The sequence below is a fragment of the Pseudomonas sp. KB_15 genome, from assembly GCF_052114525.1.
In the GTDB taxonomy this organism is placed as follows: Bacteria; Pseudomonadota; Gammaproteobacteria; order Pseudomonadales; family Pseudomonadaceae; genus Aquipseudomonas.
In genome coordinates this window covers 32,741-51,483 of sequence record NZ_JBFREX010000020.1, presented here as the reverse complement: position 1 = coordinate 51,483, position 18,743 = coordinate 32,741, and the positions used below count along the sequence as shown (strand labels likewise).

The following is an 18,743-nucleotide window of genomic DNA, read 5'->3' as shown; positions in this document are numbered from 1 at the left end:
CTCCTACAGGGGGATGAGTTGGAACTCACAAGAAGTACTTGAGGTTGAAGCCGACGTTATCGCGGTCACGCAGGCCGTTGTCCTGCCCACCGCCATAGAACTCGGTGTATTGCAGCTCGGCCTCCAGTTTGTTCTGGTAGTTGGCCTTGATCCCCAGGGTGTAGGCCTTGCGGCCCTCGATGATGTTGCCCGCCTGATAGCTGTTGCCCTCGAAGTCATCCTTGTAGACGACATAAGGCGAGACGTTGACCCCGGCATACACGTCGTTCCAGGTGCCGTTGAGCATCGCGGTGTAGCTGTAGGAGTTGCGGTTGACCTGGTCGCTGCGCTCGCCACCGGACACATATGAAAAGTTACCTGTGCCCGCGAAGTAACGGGTACTGCCGTCAAAAGCGGTGTATTGCAGGCTGCTGCCGCGCAGGTGCTCGGACGCCAGTTCGAACACGCCGAACATCGAGTCGAATGACAGGCTCGGGCCAAAGTTGTAAATGGTGCCCATGGACGTGTTGAACGCTTCCACCCGCTCAGCGTTATTGATCTGGCTGTCGAGCGTGACCTGCTGCCCGCCGATGTTGATGGTCTGGCCGGCTGCCGCTGCGGCAGCGCCGTTGGCCAGGTCGCCGATCAGGTCGTTGGTGGCGGCGACCCCGATGGGCAGGTTCGGCCGATAAGCCACCTCACCGAACACCGACGCCTGGCCCAGGGTGGTGTTGAAACTGAAGCCGTACATGCGGATGTCTTCGGCGTAGCGCCGATGCGCCTGAATATTGCCCAGCACATCCACGGTCGCCAGGCCGTTGGCCAGTTGCCCCGCCTGACTGCCGGCGACACCGGCCAACAGGTTGGTCAGGGCATTCATGTCGATGCCCTTGTACCCTCCCAGATCGGCGGAAATGGTCGGTTCCTTGGCGTGGTAGTTGACCATGTACAACCCGAACTCGGTGCTGTTGAGTGCTTCTGCGATGTAGCGAAAAGCGAAACCGAACTGGCCGTCGTTGCGCGCGTTGAAATCCTTGCCGACCGAGGCCACTTTGACGGTGTTGCCAAAGGCCGGGGTTACTCCGTTGGCGTACAGGCCGGTGGTGCTCAGGGCCTGTTTAAGCACCGGGTTGTTGCCCAGCGCGCTGTACAGATCGATCACGTTGCCAAAGCCAGGCACCGGGGTGTCCAGCGCGGTACCGGTAAAGTTGTTGTAGGCGGTGTTGCCGCCGTCGGCGAACAGGTCCGTCTGCGAGTAGAAAGTGCCGACCGGGTCGATGCGGGTTTCCTTCCAGTTCGTCTGGTAAAAGCTTTCCATGGTCAGGGTGTCGGTCAGGCCGATGTTGAAGCTGAGCGCTTCCACCGGTACCAGCACTTCCTTGACTTCGGCCCCGGGCAAACGGTACTTGGCCGCATCCACCGGGTTGGTGGTGTTGATCCCGCCACGGTAGAAAATCCCCTCGCCCCAGTTGAACACCTGGCGCCCTATACGTGCCGTGAGCGGCATCTGCGCTACGTCCCAGTTGCCATAGAGGTAGGCGTCGAGCATCTCCACCCGGCTGCCGGCGATATCGCGGGTCTGGTCAGTGAAGTGGTCGTCCTGCGGGAAATTCTGACTAGGTTGCGCCGGGTTGTTGTTGCGGTAGTAATCGTTGCGCTTGTCCATCAGTTGGGTGTCATAGAACGCGGTGCCGCGCACGAACATCCCGTAGTTCTGATAGTTGGCCTCGAGCTCGGAGGTGATCTTGTACACCTCGGAAACCAGACCGGTGTCGAAGTTGCGATTGCCGTCGTTGGTGTTGATGTCGTCGTTGTTCTTGTCCCGGCCCTGGACCCGCCACAAGCGGCCATAAGACAAGGTACTGTCGAATGAACCGGTGATCTGTTTGTCCAGCACACTGAACTCTTCGGCCTGCACGCCGTCGACCGCGCACAGTTGCAGCAGCCCTGCCAGGCCGACGCCGGGAAGCGCCGCGCCAGACAGCCGAAATCGAGTCCTCATGATCTGTTCCTCTTTCCCTGGTTTTGTTGTTTTTATTGTTTCTGTGTAAGCGGACAAAGTTGCCGCAATGGCTATGGCGCCAATCCCGCACTGGCATAAATCCGGCTGTGTGCGCCGAAATGTCCCAGCAGTTTGAACAGCTGTTGATTAAGTGCCGGATGGTCGAAGTCTTCGCGCTGCAGCTGATTACCACTGCTGAAATCGCTGGTGATCGGTGCTGTGTCCAGCCATTGGCCGATGGCTTCATCGAACCCTGCGGATTCGTCGACGGACTCTGCACTCACCACTTCGCGCAGGTAGTCCACCGAGTACGGCGGATAACGGGCGTCCTGTGCAAAATCGGCATAAGCGTCGAGCATCGGGTGTACCTGGCCTGCGCGCAGCAGGCGACGAAGCCAGGTCGACTGATATTTCTCCACTTCCATGTGCCGGGTGGCGACCCGTTCGATGGCCGCCTGTTTGTCGGCATCGAAGCCGGCCAAGGCCTTGCCTTCCAGCAACAGCAGGCTCGCCAGGTCGACACCTGGCAGCGGCTTGGCGTGATAAGGCTGGGTCAGGTCCTGAACGTGGTGCAGGCCCCAACCGAGAAATCGATAGCCCCAATAAGGATGACCAGTGGCAAACGCCAGTCGCGCCAACCCCATGTACTGATAGGCGCGCCAGTCCGGCCAACTGCGCTGAAGAAATCCGGCAGCGGCATACACCACCGGGCTTTCATGGAAAAACCCCATATGGAACGGCGCCTGGGAGCTGTACTGAAAACGCGCGTCGCCGAAAGGCTGTGGGCCGAAACCGTACAACGCGCCCACCTCGCCCGGGTTGTCGCTGAACAGGTTGATGTCGTGGCCATAATCAGGCTCATCGGCGGCGCTGGCCAACACGGCCAGCGGTGCTACTTTTTCGCCGTCCTCCACGCGGATGAAGCGCTGACGATTCCACGGTGAGCGGGTCTGTTCAACCATGACCTGCCCGGCGTTGAGGTGTTCACGTTCAGGCTGGTCCTTGCCCGGCAACGGCTGGATCACCATGGCCAGATGAATCTGTGGATTGATCCGCATCGCGGTGAGGAAGTCGTGCCGCAAGTTGTCCCCGGGCACGACGGGCAGCCGCAGATTATCGGGGCGTGGCGGGTATTGGGCGAAGTGCTCGCGGGCGAAGCGTTCCTGTTCGTCCAGCAGAGCGCTCACTGCTTCGTATTGCTGCGCGAGAAACTGCTCCAATGGCTCGACTTCGACCTGCGGGACTGCGCGCAAGGCCGGCAGGTCCTGCAACGCCAGGTAGCTGCCCACCGTATGGTTGGACCAGCCCCACGCCGTCGGCACCGTTCCACAAAGCAGCAGCAGGAGAAATGTCAGCTTCATTGCTTTTGGTTCTTATTGGATGTGCAGTGAGGGTTGAGCCTAACAACCGGTCCTGCCCCTGACACTGTCCAATCTCACCAGAAAAGTTCTCCGATAGCGCCACATGCACGGTGTAAAAAAACACCGAAGGTCATTGTGGGAGCGAGCTTGCTCGCGATGGTGGTGGGTCAGTCACCATTGATATCGAATGTGCTGCCGTCATCGCGAGCAAGCTCGCTCCCACAGGGTTCTCGGGTGTTTTCCTAAGCGGGGTAACCGGTGATTTTGCGGATGCTTTGGTACAACGGCTTGAGCTGTCGATACATGCGCAGGTAGACCTCTTTGTACAGTCGCTCATAGATCTGCTGCGCCTCGGGTTGCGGCATGAATACCGCACCGACCCGAGTCATGGCGGCCATCGCCGTGGGAAAGTCCGCGTGCAGCCCCAGCCCCACCGCGCAGCAAATGGCCGCGCCCAGGCCGGACGCTTCGTAGACGTGCGGACGCTCGGCCGGCAGGCCGAAAATGTTCGCAGTGAGTTGCATCGCGGCATCACTCTGGGAGCCACCACCGGCGACGCGCAAACGCGTGATGGAGACCCTCGAACGCTTCTCGATCTTCTCCATGCCCTGACGCAAGGCATACGCCAGACCTTCGAGGATCGCCCGGTAAATGTGCGCACGGGTATGCACGTCACCGAAGCCGATCATCGCGCCCTTGGCTTCCACACCCGGCTCACGGATGCCGGGCGACCAGTAGGGTTGCAGCATCAACCCCATGGAGCCCGGCGGCACCGCGTCGACCAGCGCATCGAAGAGTTGCTCAGGCTCCACGCCCTGTGCTTTGGCCTGCTGCATTTCCCGCAGGCCGAACTCGTTCTTGAACCAGCTGACCATCCAGTAGCCGCGATAAATCATCACCTCGCAGTTGTATTGATCCGGCACCGCAGACGGGTAAGGCGGAATCAACGGGACGATTTCCAGGTAGCGCGACCGGGTGCTGGTGATCGTCGCCGTGGTGCCGTAGGAAAGGCACACGGTGCCTGCGTCGACGACGCCGGAACCGACGACTTCGCAGGCCTTGTCGGCACCCGCGGCGATCAGCGGCAGCCCCTCGGGAATGCCGGTGTGGCGGCTGGCCTCGGCGCTGATGTAGCCGAGGGTTTCACCGGGTTTGTGCAGGCTCGGCAGTTGCTCGGGACGCACCGCCAGCGCCTGCCATTTCCAGTCGGCGGGCGCAGCCCAGCGCAAGCGCTTGAAGTCGAACGGCAGGTAACCGACGCAACAGCCTACGGAATCGACAAAGCGTCCACAAAGGCGATGGGTGAGAAACCCCGAGAGCAGCAAAAACTTGTCGGTCGCCGCCCAGACCTCAGGCTGGTGGCGGGCGATCCAGTTGGCCTCGGCCTGGGTGCGAAAGTAGTCCACCGTGGCTTGCGCGCCGACCAGCTTGAACAGCCAGCCCCACGGTCCCTTGATGCCGTCCTTGACTTCGGCCTGGCGTTGATCGAGCCACAGGATCGCCGGGCGTAGCGGCTTGCCTTGGGCATCGACGTTGATCACCGTGCCGCGCTGGGTGGTCAGGGACACGCCGGCAATCTGTGAACGATCGATACCGGTTTGCTGCCAAACCTGCTGGCAGGCCTCACCCAGTTTTGCCCAGTAATACTCCGGGTCCTGCTCGGCCCAGCCGGGTTGAGTCGAGTAATAGGCCTGCAACTCGACCTTGCCTTTGCCCAGCAGATTGCCCTGCAGATCGAAGAGCAGCGCGCGCACGCTCTGGGTGCCATTGTCGATGGCCAGCAGGTAACGCTTGTTCGGGTGGTTATCCATGGAGCTCTCTTCAATGGGCATCAATGCGCGGCATCCGGCAAACCATGATGGCGTTGCCACAACGCCCGATAACGCTGTAATTCCTGCTGCCAATGCTCATCGTCCCAGCCCAGTCGCGGTTGGCAGAGCTGGCGAATGGCGGCGAAATAATCCTCGCCACCGCGCGGCAGCAACAGGCCCAGGCGGGTTCGGCGCAGCAGCAGGTCATCCAGGTGCAGGACCATTTCCGCCTCACACGCGAAGACCAGCTCCACCCACAAGGTGTCAGTGCCGCCGACGGTGTCATGGCCCAGTTCGACGAGCAGCTTCGCCAGCCTCGGCAGGTCACGGCCGTGCCGCCCGGCCAGGCGCCGCCACTGGTTGGCGCTGAGCCCCGGTATCGCCTGCGGCGGCACGACGGCGAACACCGGCGCGGCGTCATCATTGAAGGGGCGGTCGAGCATGCTCGCGCAGGCCTTGAGCACTTCGATTGCCTGGGGGCGAAAGGTGGTCAGCTTGCCGCCGGCCAGGGTCACGCACCCAGGCTCCTGCCACAGCACATGCTCACGGGTTTCATTCGACGGTTTGAGCTCACCCGCCGCGCTGCCCACTACCGGGCGCACCCCCGACCAGGTCGACAGTACATCGGCAGCGACCACACCGGCCTGGGGGAACTGTTGGCTGCAGGCCGCCAGCAGATAGTCGAGTTCATCAAAGCTGATGCTTGCGCTCTGGTCCAGATCGCCTTGATGATCGAGGTCCGTGGTGCCGACCACCGTGGCACCCTCCCAAGGGAAAACGAACACCGGTCGACGGTCGCGCTCGTGCAGGAAAGTGAAGGCTTGCGCCACTGGCAAACGCCAGCCCGGCAACAACAAATGACTGCCACGCAACGGGCGCAACTGGCGAGGGGCATCGGGCAGGCGCAAGCGCTCGGCCCACGCGCCGGTGGCCACGGCCAGCACACCACAACGCAATGTCAGTAATCCGCCACCCTCGCAGTCTTCGACCTGAACGCCGCAAACGCGCCCCTCTTCACGCAGCAATTGCTGCACGCGCACGCCGTTGAGCACCACGGCGCCGCCGGCCCGGGCCTCGCCCAATACGCGCATCACCAGACGGGCATCATCGGTCAGCGCATCGACAAAACAGGTGCCGCCCAGCAGGTCATCTTCCTTCACCCCGGGCGCCAGATAACGCAGTTGTTGCGCGTCATGGAAGCGATGGTTGCGCCGCCCGGCCAATGCGTCATAGATGGACAGCAAACCACCCAGCACCCGCGGTCCGGGAAAACCGCCACGGTAATGCGGCATCATGAAACTCATCGGCTCCACCAGCCCCGGCGCTTCGTCGAGCAGGCGCTGGCGTTCGCGGACCGAATCGCGGGTCAGCCGCCACTGGCCCTTGGCGATATAGCGCAAGCCGCCATGAACCATTTTCGAGGAGCGGCTGGAGGTGCCCCAAGCGAAATCGCGCTGCTCCAGCAGCAGGCAACGCCACCCTCGGCGTGCGGCTTCGCGCAGGATACCGGCGCCGCTGATGCCGCCGCCGATGACGATCAGATCCCAGGTTTCATCCGCCAGCGTCGGCAGCACCTGCTGACGCCACGCCGCATTCCAGTCCAGGCTCATGGCCGTCACTCCTGCAACAGCGTGCCAGGGTTCAGTCGCCCGGCCGGATCAAAATGCCGACTCAGTGCCTGCAGGGTGTCCATCGCCAGCGCGCCCTTCTCCCGCCGCAGGTACGGCGCATGGTCCTTGCCCACGCCATGCTGGTGACTGATGGTGCCGTGGTTGTCGACGATGGTCTGGCTGGCCGCCTGCTTGAGTGCCTGCCAGCGCGCCAGGGTGGCGGGGTAGTCCGCCGCCGGGCGAAACACATAAGTGGTGTAGATGCTTGATCCTTCGCCATAGACATGGGAAAGGTGGGTGAAGACATGCACCCGCTCGCCTTCGGCAGCCAGGGCGTCGCGCAGGCTGTTTTCGATAAGCGTGAGGAGGTGATCGACGTTGCTCCAGTCAGTGGCCGTTTCCAGGGTGTCCACCACGTAACCGGCGTTCCACAGGTTTTCGCGCAGGTAGGGAAAACGAAAACGATTCTGTGCCCACTTCTTGCCGAGCAAGGTCCCGGTAAACACCCCGCCGAAAGACTTGAGGTGCCGCCGGGCCTGACGCAGGGACAACGCATTTTGCCGGCGATTGCCGGTGACGCCGAACGTCAACAGGCATTTTCCCTCACCGGCACCGCGCAGGGCCAGGTACTTTTCCAGCCAGGCAATCTGCTGCGGGTGGCCGGCCAGCGCCAGCTGGGTTTCGGTTTCCACCGCGTTGGACAAGCGCAGCATCGACAGCGGCACGCGTGCCTGGGCCAACTGGCGGATGGCTTGCAGCGCCTTGGGCCAATCGGGCAGAAACACCCCATAGAAACGTTCATCGGCGGGCAGTGCGCTGACCCGCACCTTGACCTCGGAAATGATCCCGAAACGGCCCTCACAACCCAACACCACCTCGCGCAGATCGGGTCCGGCAGCCGAGGCCGGAAACGAGGTGATTTGCAAAGGTCCGGCAAAGGTTTCCAGGGTCCCACCGGCAAACAGTTGCTCGATGCGCCCATAGCGCAACGACTGCTGGCCACTGGAACGGCTGGCGACCCAACCGCCCACGGTCGACAGCTCCCACGACTGCGGGAAATGCCCCAGGGTGTAGCCGCGGGCGCGCAGCTGACTTTCCACCTGCGGCCCACTGGCACCAGGGCCGAAGGTGGCCAGCAGGCTCTGTTCGTCGAGGTCGAGCAAGCGGTTCATCCGCGCCAGCGAAACCGTCACCACCGGCCGCGTAGAATTCGGCGGATTGATGTGCCCCGCCACTGAGGTGCCGCCACCATACGGAATCAGGCACAGGTCCTGCTCATGGGCGAGCGCCAGCAACTGGCGAATCTGTTCAGCGGTTTCGGGGAATGCTACGGCGTCGGGATAACTCCCCAACGCGCCCTCACGCAACGCCAGCCAGTCCGGCAGGCTCTGCCCCCGGGCATGCAGCAAACGATCATGGGCATCCACACTGTACAAGGAGCGTTGCTGCAACCGCGACGGGGGCACGCGGGCCAATGCCGTCTCAAGCGTCGCATCGGGCAGCGCTCGACCGTCACCCACCCGCCGGGCGAGAAAACTCGCGCCCTGGGCCGGCAGTTCGACCACCGTGGTTGCATCTCCCCAGCCGTTCCAGCGTCGCATGCGTGTGTCCTTTTGCGGTTCTGATCAGTGATATTTCAGGCCCCCATACTAGTCAGCCGCCGGAAAGTGTCACGGTCGCATCGGGCCAGTTCGAGTAGCCAATTGAGTCAAACGTCGCGCAGGCGTCAGCCATTTACTTTAGCCGTGGTTTCAAATTACCTTTCAGGGCATTCATCCGCGCACGCGGGCCTTGATCAAAGGAATACGATCATGCAATCCCTGGGCTTCACTTCAGTTCCGCCGCTGCTCAAATACCTGCGTCATGCCGAACAACTGGGCATGGCCATCGAGCCTGCGTTGACGGCTGCCGGGTTGCAGGCACAGCAATTGAGTGACAACAGCCTGCGGTTGCCGGGTGAAGCCCATGAACGACTGCTCGATTATTTCTGCGAACACTCGTGCGATCCGTTGTTCGGTCTCAACGCCGCACGTTTTGTGTTGCCCAACTCCTGGAGCGTGCTGGGTTACATCACCATGAACTGCGCGACACTGGGCGACGCCATGAGCCGCATCATGCCGTTCGAGAAGCTGGTGGGAGACATGGGCGTCAGCCGCGCCGAGGTGCAAGGCAGCGACGTGCACCTGATCTGGACCTGCCGCCATCAACGCCCGCGAATTCGCCGGCACCTGGTGGAAAACGTGCTCGGTTCCTGGCTGCAATACGCGCGCTGGATCGCCGATACGCAAATGTCGCCGGCTGCCGTCTGGCTGGAGCATGCCTGTCCGGCCGACACGACGTTGGCACAGTACGAGCAGTTCTTCGACTGCCCGGTACTGTTCGACCAGCCTTATTCGGCGCTGATTGTGCCGTTGCCGTATTTGCAGTTGCCATTGCGCCAGGCCGATGCGCAATTGCTGCGCACGCTGGAAGAACATGCCCTGGGATTGATGGCCACACTGGAGGACGCGTCGCTGGAACAGCGCGTTAAAAGCATCCTGCGCCAGTTGCTCAAGGAAGGTTTGCCACGCAAGGAGCAGGTGGCCGAGCATCTCGCCGTGTCCGTGCGCACGCTGCAACGTCAGCTGCATCAGGCCGGTACATCGTACCAGCAGATCCTCGATGACCTGCGCCAGGAGTTGGCCGAGCATTACCTGCTCAACAGCACCCTGCCGATTCAGGACATCGCCCAATACCTGGGTTTCACCGAACCCCGCTCGTTTCACCGCACGTTCAAAAGCCGGCGCGGGATGCCGCCCGGCGAGTTTCGCCAAACCCACCGGGTACCAAACGAAGGCTGAAGGCTTAAGTCTGCGGGGCTGAAGGTTCAGAGACTGATCGCGTTGGTGAACACCAACCGATTGCCGAACGGGTCGACGATGGTCATGTCCTGGCTGCCCCACGGCATGGCCTGAATCTGTGGATGGGAAAACCTGTACTCCTTGGCCAACAGTTGCTGTTGAAACTTCTCCAACTCATCCGTCTCGATTCGCAGCGCAGAACCCGGCGTGCTGTCGCCATGGTGTTCGGACAAGTGCAGCACACATTCGCCACGGGAGATTTGCAGGTACAGCGGGAAATTCGCTTCGAATCGATGCTGCCAGTCGATCTTGAAGCCGAGGAAATCAACGTAGAACTCCACTGCCTTGGCTTCGTCGAAAATGCGCAGGATCGGAGTGGTTTTGCCGAAGCTCATCGAGTTGCTCCCTGTAGGAGCGAGCCTGCTCGCGATGGTCGTTAACGATAACGCGTTTTGACTGGCTAAACGCGGCGCCTTTGACTCCATCGCGAGCAGGCTCGCTCCTACATGATTGAACAGCGTTAGGTTGTCGGATTTGATATCAGTCCTTCGGCGCGGAAACGCCATTCTTTAGCCTCAAAGTGCCATCACTGTGACGCAGTCCTCGAAACGTCACTGAAACCCTGTGCGCAAATCCCCTTCCCGGGCCAGGAACCGCCCTTCCCTGCGCCCGTTGGCCTGGCCATCGCGGTAACTCAACACACCGTTGACCCATACGCCCTCGATGCCTTGCGCCGCCCGCTGCGGATCGTTGAAGTCGGCGACATCACGGATGGTCGCCGGATCGAACAACACCAGGTCGGCCCAATGGCCTTCGCGGATTTCCCCGCGCGCCTTCAAACCAAAGCGTGCCGCCGACAGTCCGGTCATTTTGTGCACGGCAGTGTGCAGCGGGAACAGTCCTACGTCACGGCTGAAATGTCCGAGCACCCTGGGGAATGCGCCCCACAGGCGTGGGTGTGGGAACGGGTCTTCCGGCAAGCCGTCGGAGCCGACCATCGACAGCGGATGCGCGAGGATCCGGCGCACATCCGCCTCATCCATGCCGTAGTACACCGCACCGGCCGGTTGCAGTTGGCGGGCGGCCTCCAGCAATGACAGATTCCATTCGGCGGCAATGTCCATCAGGTCGCGGCCGCCCATCTGCGGATGCGGAGTCGACCAGGTAATGGTGATGCGGTGGGCATCGGTCACCTGCTTGAGGTCCAGGGTCGATGAACTCGCGGCATACGGATAGCAATCGCAACCCACGGGGTGCGATTTCGCTGCTTCTTCCAGGGACGCCAACAGCTGCGGACTACGCCCCCAGTTACCGGCGCCGGCACACTTGAGGTGGGAAATGATCACCGGGCTTTGCGCATGACGACCGATCTGGAACGCCTCGTTCATGGCCTCCAGCACCGGTTCGAATTCGCTGCGCAAATGGGTGGTGTAGACCGCACCAAACGCCGACAACTCTTCGGTCAGTTGCATCACTTCATCGGTTGATGCCGAGAAGGCGCTGGCATAGGCAAGGCCGGTGGACAGGCCCAACGCGCCGGCCTCAAGGCTGTCGCGCAGTTGCTCGCGCATCGCGGCGATTTCATCCGCCGTGGCGGTGCGGAACAGGTCGTCCAGATGATTGCTGCGCAATGCCGTGTGGCCCACCAGCGCCGCGACGTTCAGCGTAGTGTTCGCCGCTTCCACCGCCGTGCGGTAGTCGCGGAAGGTCGGATAAACGAACGCAGCGGCCGTGCCCAGCAGGTTCATCGGGTCCGGCGGATCGCCGCGCAGACTCACCGGCGAAGCACTGATCCCGCAGTTGCCGACAATGACCGTGGTCACGCCCTGGCTGAGCTTGGGCAGCATCTGCGGTTGGCGAATGACCACGGTGTCGTCATGGGTGTGCACGTCGATGAAACCCGGCGCCAGCACATGGCCCTGTGCGTCGATTTCTTCATTGGCACGGGCATCGCGCAAGTCGCCGATACGCTCGATGCGCCCGTTGAGAATGGCCACGTCGGCGGGATAACCGGGGCTGTTGCTGCCGTCGATGATCAGGGCGTTGCGAATCAGCGTGTCGTACTGCATGTCAGTCTCCCAGCGGCAAGTGATCGTCGCCGCCGCGGTATTCGTCGAGGGCGAGTTTGATCCGCCGCAGACGTTCTTGATTGTCTTCAGGGTTGGCCAGGGCCAGCTCGGTGGCGAGCACATCGATGGCCAGCAGCATGCCGTAGCGCGCCGCCGTGGGTTTGTAGATGAACGAGGTTTCGGCACTTTGCAGGGGCAGGACGATGTCGGCCAGTTGCGCCAGCGGCGAATCGCCGCGAGTGATGGCCAGGATGCGCGCGCCATAGTTGCGCGCCAGCTCCACCGTCTCAATCAGCTCCGGGGTGATCCCGGTCAGCGAACATACAATCACCACGTGTTCGGTGCTGAGGCTGGCGGCGGTGACGCGCATCATCACCGCATCGTGGCACGCCGTGATCGGATAGCCGAGGCGCACCAGGCGCACTTGCAGTTCATCGCTGCACAGGGTCGAGCAGCCACCCATGCCGAAAGCGTGAATCATCCGCGCCTTGCCCAGCAGTTTCACCGCATCGGCGAAACGCGACTCATCGAATGCCGCCAGGTGCTGGCGCAAGGTCGATTCGATGTCGCCGACGATTTGCCCGTAGAACGCCGACTGCTCGGGCGTGCCCGCCGGGTCGAGAAATCGGCTGCCAACGCCACTGGCCTGGGCCAGTTGCAAACGCAAGTCACGCAAATCCCGGCAGCCGACCGTGCGGGCGAAACGTGACAGCGTGGCGCTGCTGACCTCTGCCCGCAGCGCCAGTTCATCGAGGCTGGCGGAGGCGGCAAATCCTACGTCGTCGAGCATCAGGCGTGCGATGCGTCCTTCACCGGCACTGAAGGAATCCTGACGGGCGCGGATCTGGTAGAGGATGTCCATGCGGGTGGCTCCGGCTAAATCAGATAAGAAAGGCCAACGGTCAAGCCGAAGGCGACGACCGAGATCAATGTCTCGAGCACGGTCCAGGTCTTGAAGGTTTGGGCAACGGTCATGTTGAAGTATTCCTTGATCAACCAGAAACCGCCGTCGTTAACGTGGGAAAAGATAACCGACCCTGCGCCCGTCGCCAGCACCAGCAGCTCCGGATGGGGATAACCCAGACCAATGGCCACTGGCGCGACCACACCTGAAGCAGTGGTCATGGCCACAGTGGCAGAACCGGTGGCGATGCGCATCAGTGCCGCGAACAGCCAGCCCATCAACAGCGGCGACAGGTGGAACTCGTGGGCCAGGCCGACGATCTGGTCGGTGACGCCGGCGTCCACCAGAATCCGGTTCAAGCCACCACCGGCGCCCACCAGCAAGGTGATGCTCGCGGTCGGCGCCAGACATTCGTTGGTGAACTTGAGGATCGATTCGCGGTTGAAGCCCTGGGCCAGGCCGAGGGTCCAGAAGCTCAGCAATGTGGCCAGCAACAGCGCGATCACCGAGTTACCGATGAACAGCAGGAACTGGTTGAAACCACTACCCGGCGTGGAAATCAGATTGGCCCAGCCGCCGATCAGCATCAGCACCACTGGCAACAGGATGGTCGCCATGGTGATGCCGAACCCCGGCAGGCTGTCGCGGGGTTCGCGCTCCAGGAACTGACGCTCCAGCGGGTTTTCCGCCGGCAATTGAATGCGCGGCACGATGAACTTGGCATACAGGGGACCGGCAATGATTGCGGTCGGAATACCGATCGCTATCGCATAGAGCAAGGTCTGCCCCACCGACGCCTGATACACCTGCACCGCCAGCATCGCCGCCGGGTGCGGCGGCACCAGCGCATGCACCACCGAAAGCCCGGCAACCATCGGCAAGCCGACCATCAGGATCGACACGCCCACGCGCCGCGCCACGGTAAAGGCAATCGGTACCAGCAAGACGAAACCGACTTCGAAGAACAGTGGCAGCCCGACCAGAAACGCGATAGTCACCATCGCCCAATGCGCGTTCTTCTCGCCAAAGCGGTCGATCAAGGTCCGCGCCACCTGCTCGGCGCCGCCGGACTCGGCCATCATCTTGCCGAGCATGGTCCCCAGCGCCACCACCAGTGCGATGTGCCCCAGGGTTTTGCCGACGCCCGCCTCATACGCCCCCACCACGCCGGACGGCGGCATCCCGGCAACCAGCGCCAGACCAAGGGAGATCAGGGTGATGACAATGAACGGATTGAGCCGGTAACGGGCGATCAGAACGATCAGCGCGATGATGGCAACGGCGGCATACACCAGCAGCCAATAGCCGAAGGACAGGGTCATGCGGTACTCCTCGAGAGGGTCACGTCGAAATATTTGTGAAACTCTTAAAACATTTCGAGACGCGATATTCAAACGAGGTGAAAGTAATTTTCGCGCAGAGGTAAGGGATGTCGCGCAGGGGTATGGCGTGTCGCGAATTATGAAAGTCGGACGTGTGAATTTTCATCACCAACAACAGATCTTTCCCCCGCTCAGCGTGGGAAAGATCGAATGGCTGGATTCAGTCGTGATGCACCCGGGCGCGCTTGAGCAGTTTCTTGCAACGCTCGGACAAGTGCAGCACACGCAGGTGCTTGCCGGCCTTGGCGTAGCGCTCGCGCAAGGTGCCCAGCGCGGCAATGGCCGAGTAGTCGACAACACTCAGGTGACGACAATCCAGGGTCACTTGCACCGGGTCATTAGCAGGATCGAACTGATTGAGAAACGCTGTGGTCGAGGCGAAGAACAGCGTGCCATGCACCCGGTACAACTTGTTGCCGTCGTTCTCCAGGTGACTGTCGGCATACAGCTGCCGGGCCTGCTGCCAGGCAAAATTCAGCGCCGCAATGATGATGCCGCAAAGCACCGCAGTGGCCAGATCGGTGAAAACGGTAATCACCGTCACCGCAATGATCACCAGCACGTCGTTGAGCGGCACCTTGTTCAGCACCCGCAACGAAGCCCAGGCGAAGGTCTGTTGCGACACCACGAACATCACCCCGACCAGTGCGGCCAGCGGAATACGCTCGATCAGCGGCGACAGAAACAGAATGAACAGCAGGACCGACACTCCGGCCACCACCCCGGACAAGCGCCCGCGCCCACCGGAACTGAGGTTGATCATGGTCTGGCCGATCATGGCGCACCCGCCCATGCCGCCGAACGCACCGGACACCACATTCGCCGCCCCCAGCGCCACGCACTCGCGATCCGGGTAGCCACGGCTCTCGGTGATTTCGTCGGTGAGGTTCAGGGTCAACAGGGTTTCCAGCAACCCGACCAGCGCCATCAGGATCGCGTAGGGCGCGACGATGCGCAGGGTGTCCAGGGTCCAAGGAATGTCCGGCAACGCCAGCGTCGGCAAGCCACCGGCGATGTGCGCCATGTCGCCGAGGGTGCGGGTCGGCAAGCCAAGCAGATACACCGCCAGGCCCACGCCGAGAATAGCCACCAGCGCTGGCGGCACAGTGCGGGTCAGGCGCGGCAGCACGTAGACAACAGCCATGGTCACCGCGACCAGGCCAAGCATCATGTACAGCGGCGTACCGCTCAACCAGGCTTCACCGCTCTTGAAGTGCTCCAGTTGCGCCAGGGCAATGATGATCGCCAGGCCATTGACGAAGCCGAGCATCACCGGGTGCGGCACCATGCGCACCAGTTTGCCGAGCTTGAGCAGCCCGAACGCCATCATGATCAGCCCGCCCAGCAACACCGTGGCCAGCAAATACTGCACGCCGTGTTGCACCACCAGCGCGACGATCACCACGGCCATCGAGCCGGCCGCCCCGGACACCATGCCCGGCCGCCCGCCAAACAACGCAGTCAGCGTGCAAATGATGAACGCGCCATAAAGCCCCATCAGCGGATTGAGGTGGGCCACCAGCGCGAAAGCGATGCACTCGGGCAATAAGGCGAAGGAAGTGGTAAGTCCGGCCAGGACATCGGCGCGTAGACGTTTTGCTTTCATGGAGGGACCGCACACAGGGAGAGACGGGAAAAGAGTGTGCGGATGTTACGGAAATGCAGTCAGACCGACCAGTTGTTGTGCCTCTGCAAACGCCATCGCGAGCAAGCTCGCTCCCACATTTGATCTCCATAGGGCACAGATTTTGTGTTCGACGCAGATCCCTTGTGGGAGCGAGCCTGCTCGCGATAGCCGCAACTCGGTCTAACGCGAACTCACACCCTCTCGCCGCAAACCCGTTGGCCATTTCATAACCCCATTCACCCTTGCGCAGCAATCACGAATCAGCCCTTGAAATCCGCGTCCGCATAATCCGACAACTTCCCCTGGATGAAGTCCAGGAAGCATTGAATCCGCAGGGCCAGTTGCGAGTTGCGGTAGTACACCGCGTTGATCGGCTGGCGGTAGCCGCTGTTGAATTCAGCCAACAACACTTTCAAGCGGCCGGCACGAATGTCTTCGATGGTCATGAAGTGCGACAGGCTGGCGATGCCCTGGCCGTCCAGTGCGAGATGGCGGATGGTCTCGCCGCTGGAGGCGCTGATCGATGCCTGGATCGGCCAGCGATCGCCATGCACATAACGCAACGGCCATTGGTTGAGGCCTTCGTTCTGGGTAAACCCCAGCAGCGTATGGTTGGCCAGGTCAGCCACGGCTTGCGGTGTGCCGTGCTTTTCCAGGTAGGCCGGGCTGGCGACGATGTGCAACGGGCTGCATCCCAGGGAGCGGGCATGCAGTGTCGAGTCGGTCAGGGTGCCAATGCGGATGGCGATGTCAGTGCTCTGTTCCAGCAGGTCGATGATCAAATCGTTGCTGTTGAGTTCGAGCTGGATGTCCGGGTAGAGCCTGCGGAATTCATCGATGTAGGGCACGATGGCATGCAGCATGAAAGGCGCTGCCGCGTTGATCCGCAGGCGCCCGGACGGCGTTTGCTGGCGTGAGGACAGGCGTTCTTCGAGTTCATCCATCTGATCGAGAATCCGCTTGGCGTGCTCGAAGAAATACTTGCCCTCTTCGGTCAGGTCCATGCGCCGCGTGGTGCGATTGATCAACGTGGTGTCGAGCTTGGCCTCCAGCCGCGACAGCGTACGGCTGACCGCCGAAGGCGTTTGCCCGACCTGCTCGGCCGCCGCAGAAATCGACCCGCATTCAATCACGCAGACGAAAATCTGCAATTCATCGGATCTGGCTTTCACGTGTGTACCTTATCGATAGTCCTGCGCCGTTCTTCTGGGCTGAGAGAAACCATTGTGGCGAGGGGGCTTGCCCCCTCGCCACAGTTCAGCGTTCGCTTCAGATGTCGATAGTAGCCGAGCGTTACGCCTTCAGACCAAACACCTCAGTCAAATGCTGCTCATAACGCGCCACATCAGCTTCGATGTTCGGGCGCTTCATCACGTCCACGCAGAGGAACGTCGGCAAACCGGACATGCCAAGGAACTCGTTGGCCTTGTGGAACGGGAAGTACACCGCGTCCACACCTTTGGCTTCGAAGAAATCTGTCGGGTCGTCGAAGGCTTGCTGCGGGGCGTTCCAGGTCAGCGACAACATGTATTGCTTGCCGTGAATCAGGCCGCCGCTGCCGTACTTCTGCGACGCGTCCGAACGGGTGCGACCGTCGCTGGCATAGAGGCTGCCATGCCCTTCGGTAAAGACTTCATCGATGTACTTTTTCACGGTCCACGGCGCGCCCATCCACCAGCCGGGCATCTGGTAAATGATCACATCGGCCCAGAGGAACTTGGCCACTTCTTCGGCGATGTCGTAGCCCTCGTCGATGAAGGTGGCTCTGACATCCACACCGCCGCGATCCAGCACGCTCAACGCGGTTTCATGCAGGGTGGTGTTGTAGCGGCCATCGGAGTGCGCAAACTTTTTGCCGCCATTGAGCAACAGGACTTTTTTCATGGGAGGTCTCGGGAAGGTCGGGAATCGGATGGCGGCAGAGTACCGACCGGCCTCACGCGGAGTAAGCGTCGATTGGGCAAAAATCATTTGACCCACAAGCACGAATCAATGGCCGATTGTTGCCTTAGACTGGCGCCAGTTCTGACCTGAGGAGAAATGTAGATGAGTGAAATCCAGGGCTTCATCCTGCACGCCAAGACCCGCCCGGAAAAATCCGACGCCTTCGAAGCGTTTTTCAGCGGCTACGTGGAAGCAAGCCGCGCCGAGCCTGGCTGCATCGAATACCACATGCTGCGCGACAAACAGGACCCGACCCTGTTCATCTTCTACGAAATATGGCAGTCCCAGGCCCACCTCGATGTGCACTCGAACCTTCCACACATGAAGCAGTTCCTCGACCAGCGTGATGAATACCTGGAACGGGACTTCGAGATCCGCGCCATCGAGATGATCAGCCCGTCGTCCGCTAGCCGCTGATCAGCAAATGGCCGCCGAGCAAACCCAGGCCAATGAAGAACACACGCTTGAACAACACGGCGCTGATCCGCTGGCGCAGCGATTGCCCCAGCCACATGCCGAGCATTGCCGGGATCAGCGCCAGCAGCGACGCGCTCAACTCGCCCCCGCCGAGAGCGCCGCGCCATAGCAAGCCTCCGGCCAGGGCCAGGGTCGAGACGGTGAACGACAGGCCCAGCGCCTGCACCAGTTCGTCCCTGCTCAAACCCAGCGCTTGCAGGTAGGGCACCGCCGGAATCACGAACACGCCGGTGGCCGAAGTGATGACGCCGGTCAGCAGGCCGCACAGTGGACCGAGCCAGCGTTCACGCTGGGGTCCTACGCGCAAGGTCGGCAGGCACAATCCGCTCAGTGCATACAGCAACAACGCAGCGCCCAACCCTCGCACCACCCAATGGCCACCGCTCATGCCGATCCACAGCGTGCCCGCCCCGGTGCCGATGAAAATCGCCAGCAACATCGGCCACAGTCGTTTGACCAGCCCGGACAAATGCCCGCCGAATGCCAGTTGCCAGACGTTGGTGAGGGTTGCCGGAATGATCAATAGCGCCGCAGCCTGCGTCGGCACCATAGCCAGACCGAGCAGGCCCATGGCAACGGTCGGCAGGCCGAGGCCGATCACGCCCTTGATCATGCCGGCCAGCACAAAGGTGCCGATAACCAGTACGGAAAGGGTCAGACCGAGGTTTTGGTAAAACGCCGAGAGTGTGTTCATGGGGCTATGGTGAGCCCGCGAGGATTGATTGAAAATCTGCCAT

Annotated in this window: 15 protein-coding genes; 2 read left to right on the top strand and 13 right to left on the bottom strand. The window is 61.6% G+C overall.

What is annotated here, in order from left to right; all coding sequences use genetic code 11:
* Window positions 1-25 precede the first annotated feature (25 nt).
* From AB4Z35_RS17480 to AB4Z35_RS17460, 5 genes are all read right to left on the bottom strand, one after another.
* Window positions 26-1,981: a DUF1302 domain-containing protein gene (locus AB4Z35_RS17480; protein WP_442098332.1), complete on the bottom strand. Its 1,956-nt coding sequence runs from the start codon at window positions 1,979-1,981 to the stop codon at window positions 26-28.
* 71 nt (window positions 1,982-2,052) lie between these two features.
* Complete coding sequence (locus AB4Z35_RS17475; protein WP_442098331.1) at window positions 2,053-3,342, bottom strand: phospholipase; 1,290 nt, start codon at window positions 3,340-3,342, stop codon at window positions 2,053-2,055.
* A gap of 242 nt (window positions 3,343-3,584) precedes the next feature.
* A complete protein-coding gene (locus AB4Z35_RS17470) occupies window positions 3,585-5,153 on the bottom strand; it encodes an FGGY-family carbohydrate kinase (RefSeq protein WP_442098329.1) in 1,569 nt (522 codons plus the stop codon).
* Window positions 5,154-5,173: 20 nt separating this feature from the next.
* Window positions 5,174-6,763, bottom strand: a complete 1,590-nt coding sequence (locus tag AB4Z35_RS17465) for a glycerol-3-phosphate dehydrogenase/oxidase (protein WP_442098328.1) — start codon at window positions 6,761-6,763, stop codon at window positions 5,174-5,176.
* A 5-nt stretch (window positions 6,764-6,768) separates the two neighbouring features.
* A complete protein-coding gene (locus AB4Z35_RS17460; RefSeq protein ID WP_442098326.1) occupies window positions 6,769-8,364 on the bottom strand; it encodes an FAD-binding oxidoreductase in 1,596 nt (531 codons plus the stop codon).
* Between the two features lie 210 nt (window positions 8,365-8,574).
* Between AB4Z35_RS17460 and gliR the strand changes: the two genes are divergently transcribed.
* Entirely contained in the window at window positions 8,575-9,603 is a 1,029-nt protein-coding gene (gene gliR / locus AB4Z35_RS17455) for an AraC family transcriptional regulator GliR (RefSeq protein WP_442098324.1), read from the top strand.
* Window positions 9,604-9,629: 26 nt separating this feature from the next.
* Here gliR and AB4Z35_RS17450 read toward each other — a convergent pair whose 3' ends face one another.
* From AB4Z35_RS17450 to AB4Z35_RS17420, 7 genes are all read right to left on the bottom strand, one after another.
* A complete protein-coding gene (locus tag AB4Z35_RS17450; protein ID WP_442098322.1) occupies window positions 9,630-9,998 on the bottom strand; it encodes a glyoxalase superfamily protein in 369 nt (122 codons plus the stop codon).
* Window positions 9,999-10,214: 216 nt separating this feature from the next.
* Window positions 10,215-11,672, bottom strand: coding sequence for an N-acyl-D-amino-acid deacylase family protein (locus AB4Z35_RS17445; protein ID WP_442098320.1), 1,458 nt, complete (start codon window positions 11,670-11,672; stop codon window positions 10,215-10,217).
* A 1-nt stretch (window position 11,673) separates the two neighbouring features.
* Entirely contained in the window at window positions 11,674-12,534 is an 861-nt protein-coding gene (locus AB4Z35_RS17440) for a MurR/RpiR family transcriptional regulator (protein ID WP_442098318.1), read from the bottom strand.
* A 14-nt stretch (window positions 12,535-12,548) separates the two neighbouring features.
* Window positions 12,549-13,898, bottom strand: coding sequence for a GntP family permease (locus AB4Z35_RS17435; protein WP_442098316.1), 1,350 nt, complete (start codon window positions 13,896-13,898; stop codon window positions 12,549-12,551).
* A gap of 220 nt (window positions 13,899-14,118) precedes the next feature.
* On the bottom strand, window positions 14,119-15,564 hold the full coding sequence (locus AB4Z35_RS17430; protein ID WP_442098314.1) for a SulP family inorganic anion transporter: 1,446 nt from the start codon (window positions 15,562-15,564) through the stop codon (window positions 14,119-14,121).
* Window positions 15,565-15,845: 281 nt separating this feature from the next.
* Window positions 15,846-16,757: a LysR family transcriptional regulator gene (locus AB4Z35_RS17425; protein WP_442098313.1), complete on the bottom strand. Its 912-nt coding sequence runs from the start codon at window positions 16,755-16,757 to the stop codon at window positions 15,846-15,848.
* Window positions 16,758-16,878: 121 nt separating this feature from the next.
* A complete protein-coding gene (locus AB4Z35_RS17420) occupies window positions 16,879-17,469 on the bottom strand; it encodes an NAD(P)H-dependent oxidoreductase (protein ID WP_442098312.1) in 591 nt (196 codons plus the stop codon).
* A gap of 162 nt (window positions 17,470-17,631) precedes the next feature.
* On the opposite strand from AB4Z35_RS17420, the gene AB4Z35_RS17415 reads away from it, so the two are divergent.
* The gene (locus AB4Z35_RS17415; RefSeq protein WP_442098310.1) at window positions 17,632-17,946 is read left to right on the top strand and encodes a putative quinol monooxygenase; all 315 of its coding nucleotides are present in this window, start codon (window positions 17,632-17,634) and stop codon (window positions 17,944-17,946) included.
* Here the strand turns inward: AB4Z35_RS17415 and AB4Z35_RS17410 are convergent.
* Window positions 17,936-18,700 carry a sulfite exporter TauE/SafE family protein gene (locus AB4Z35_RS17410; protein WP_442098309.1) on the bottom strand — a complete coding sequence of 255 codons (765 nt, stop codon included), beginning with the start codon at window positions 18,698-18,700 and terminating at the stop codon, window positions 17,936-17,938. The genes AB4Z35_RS17415 and AB4Z35_RS17410 overlap by 11 nt on opposite strands.
* Between the last annotated feature and the right edge of the window lie 43 nt (window positions 18,701-18,743).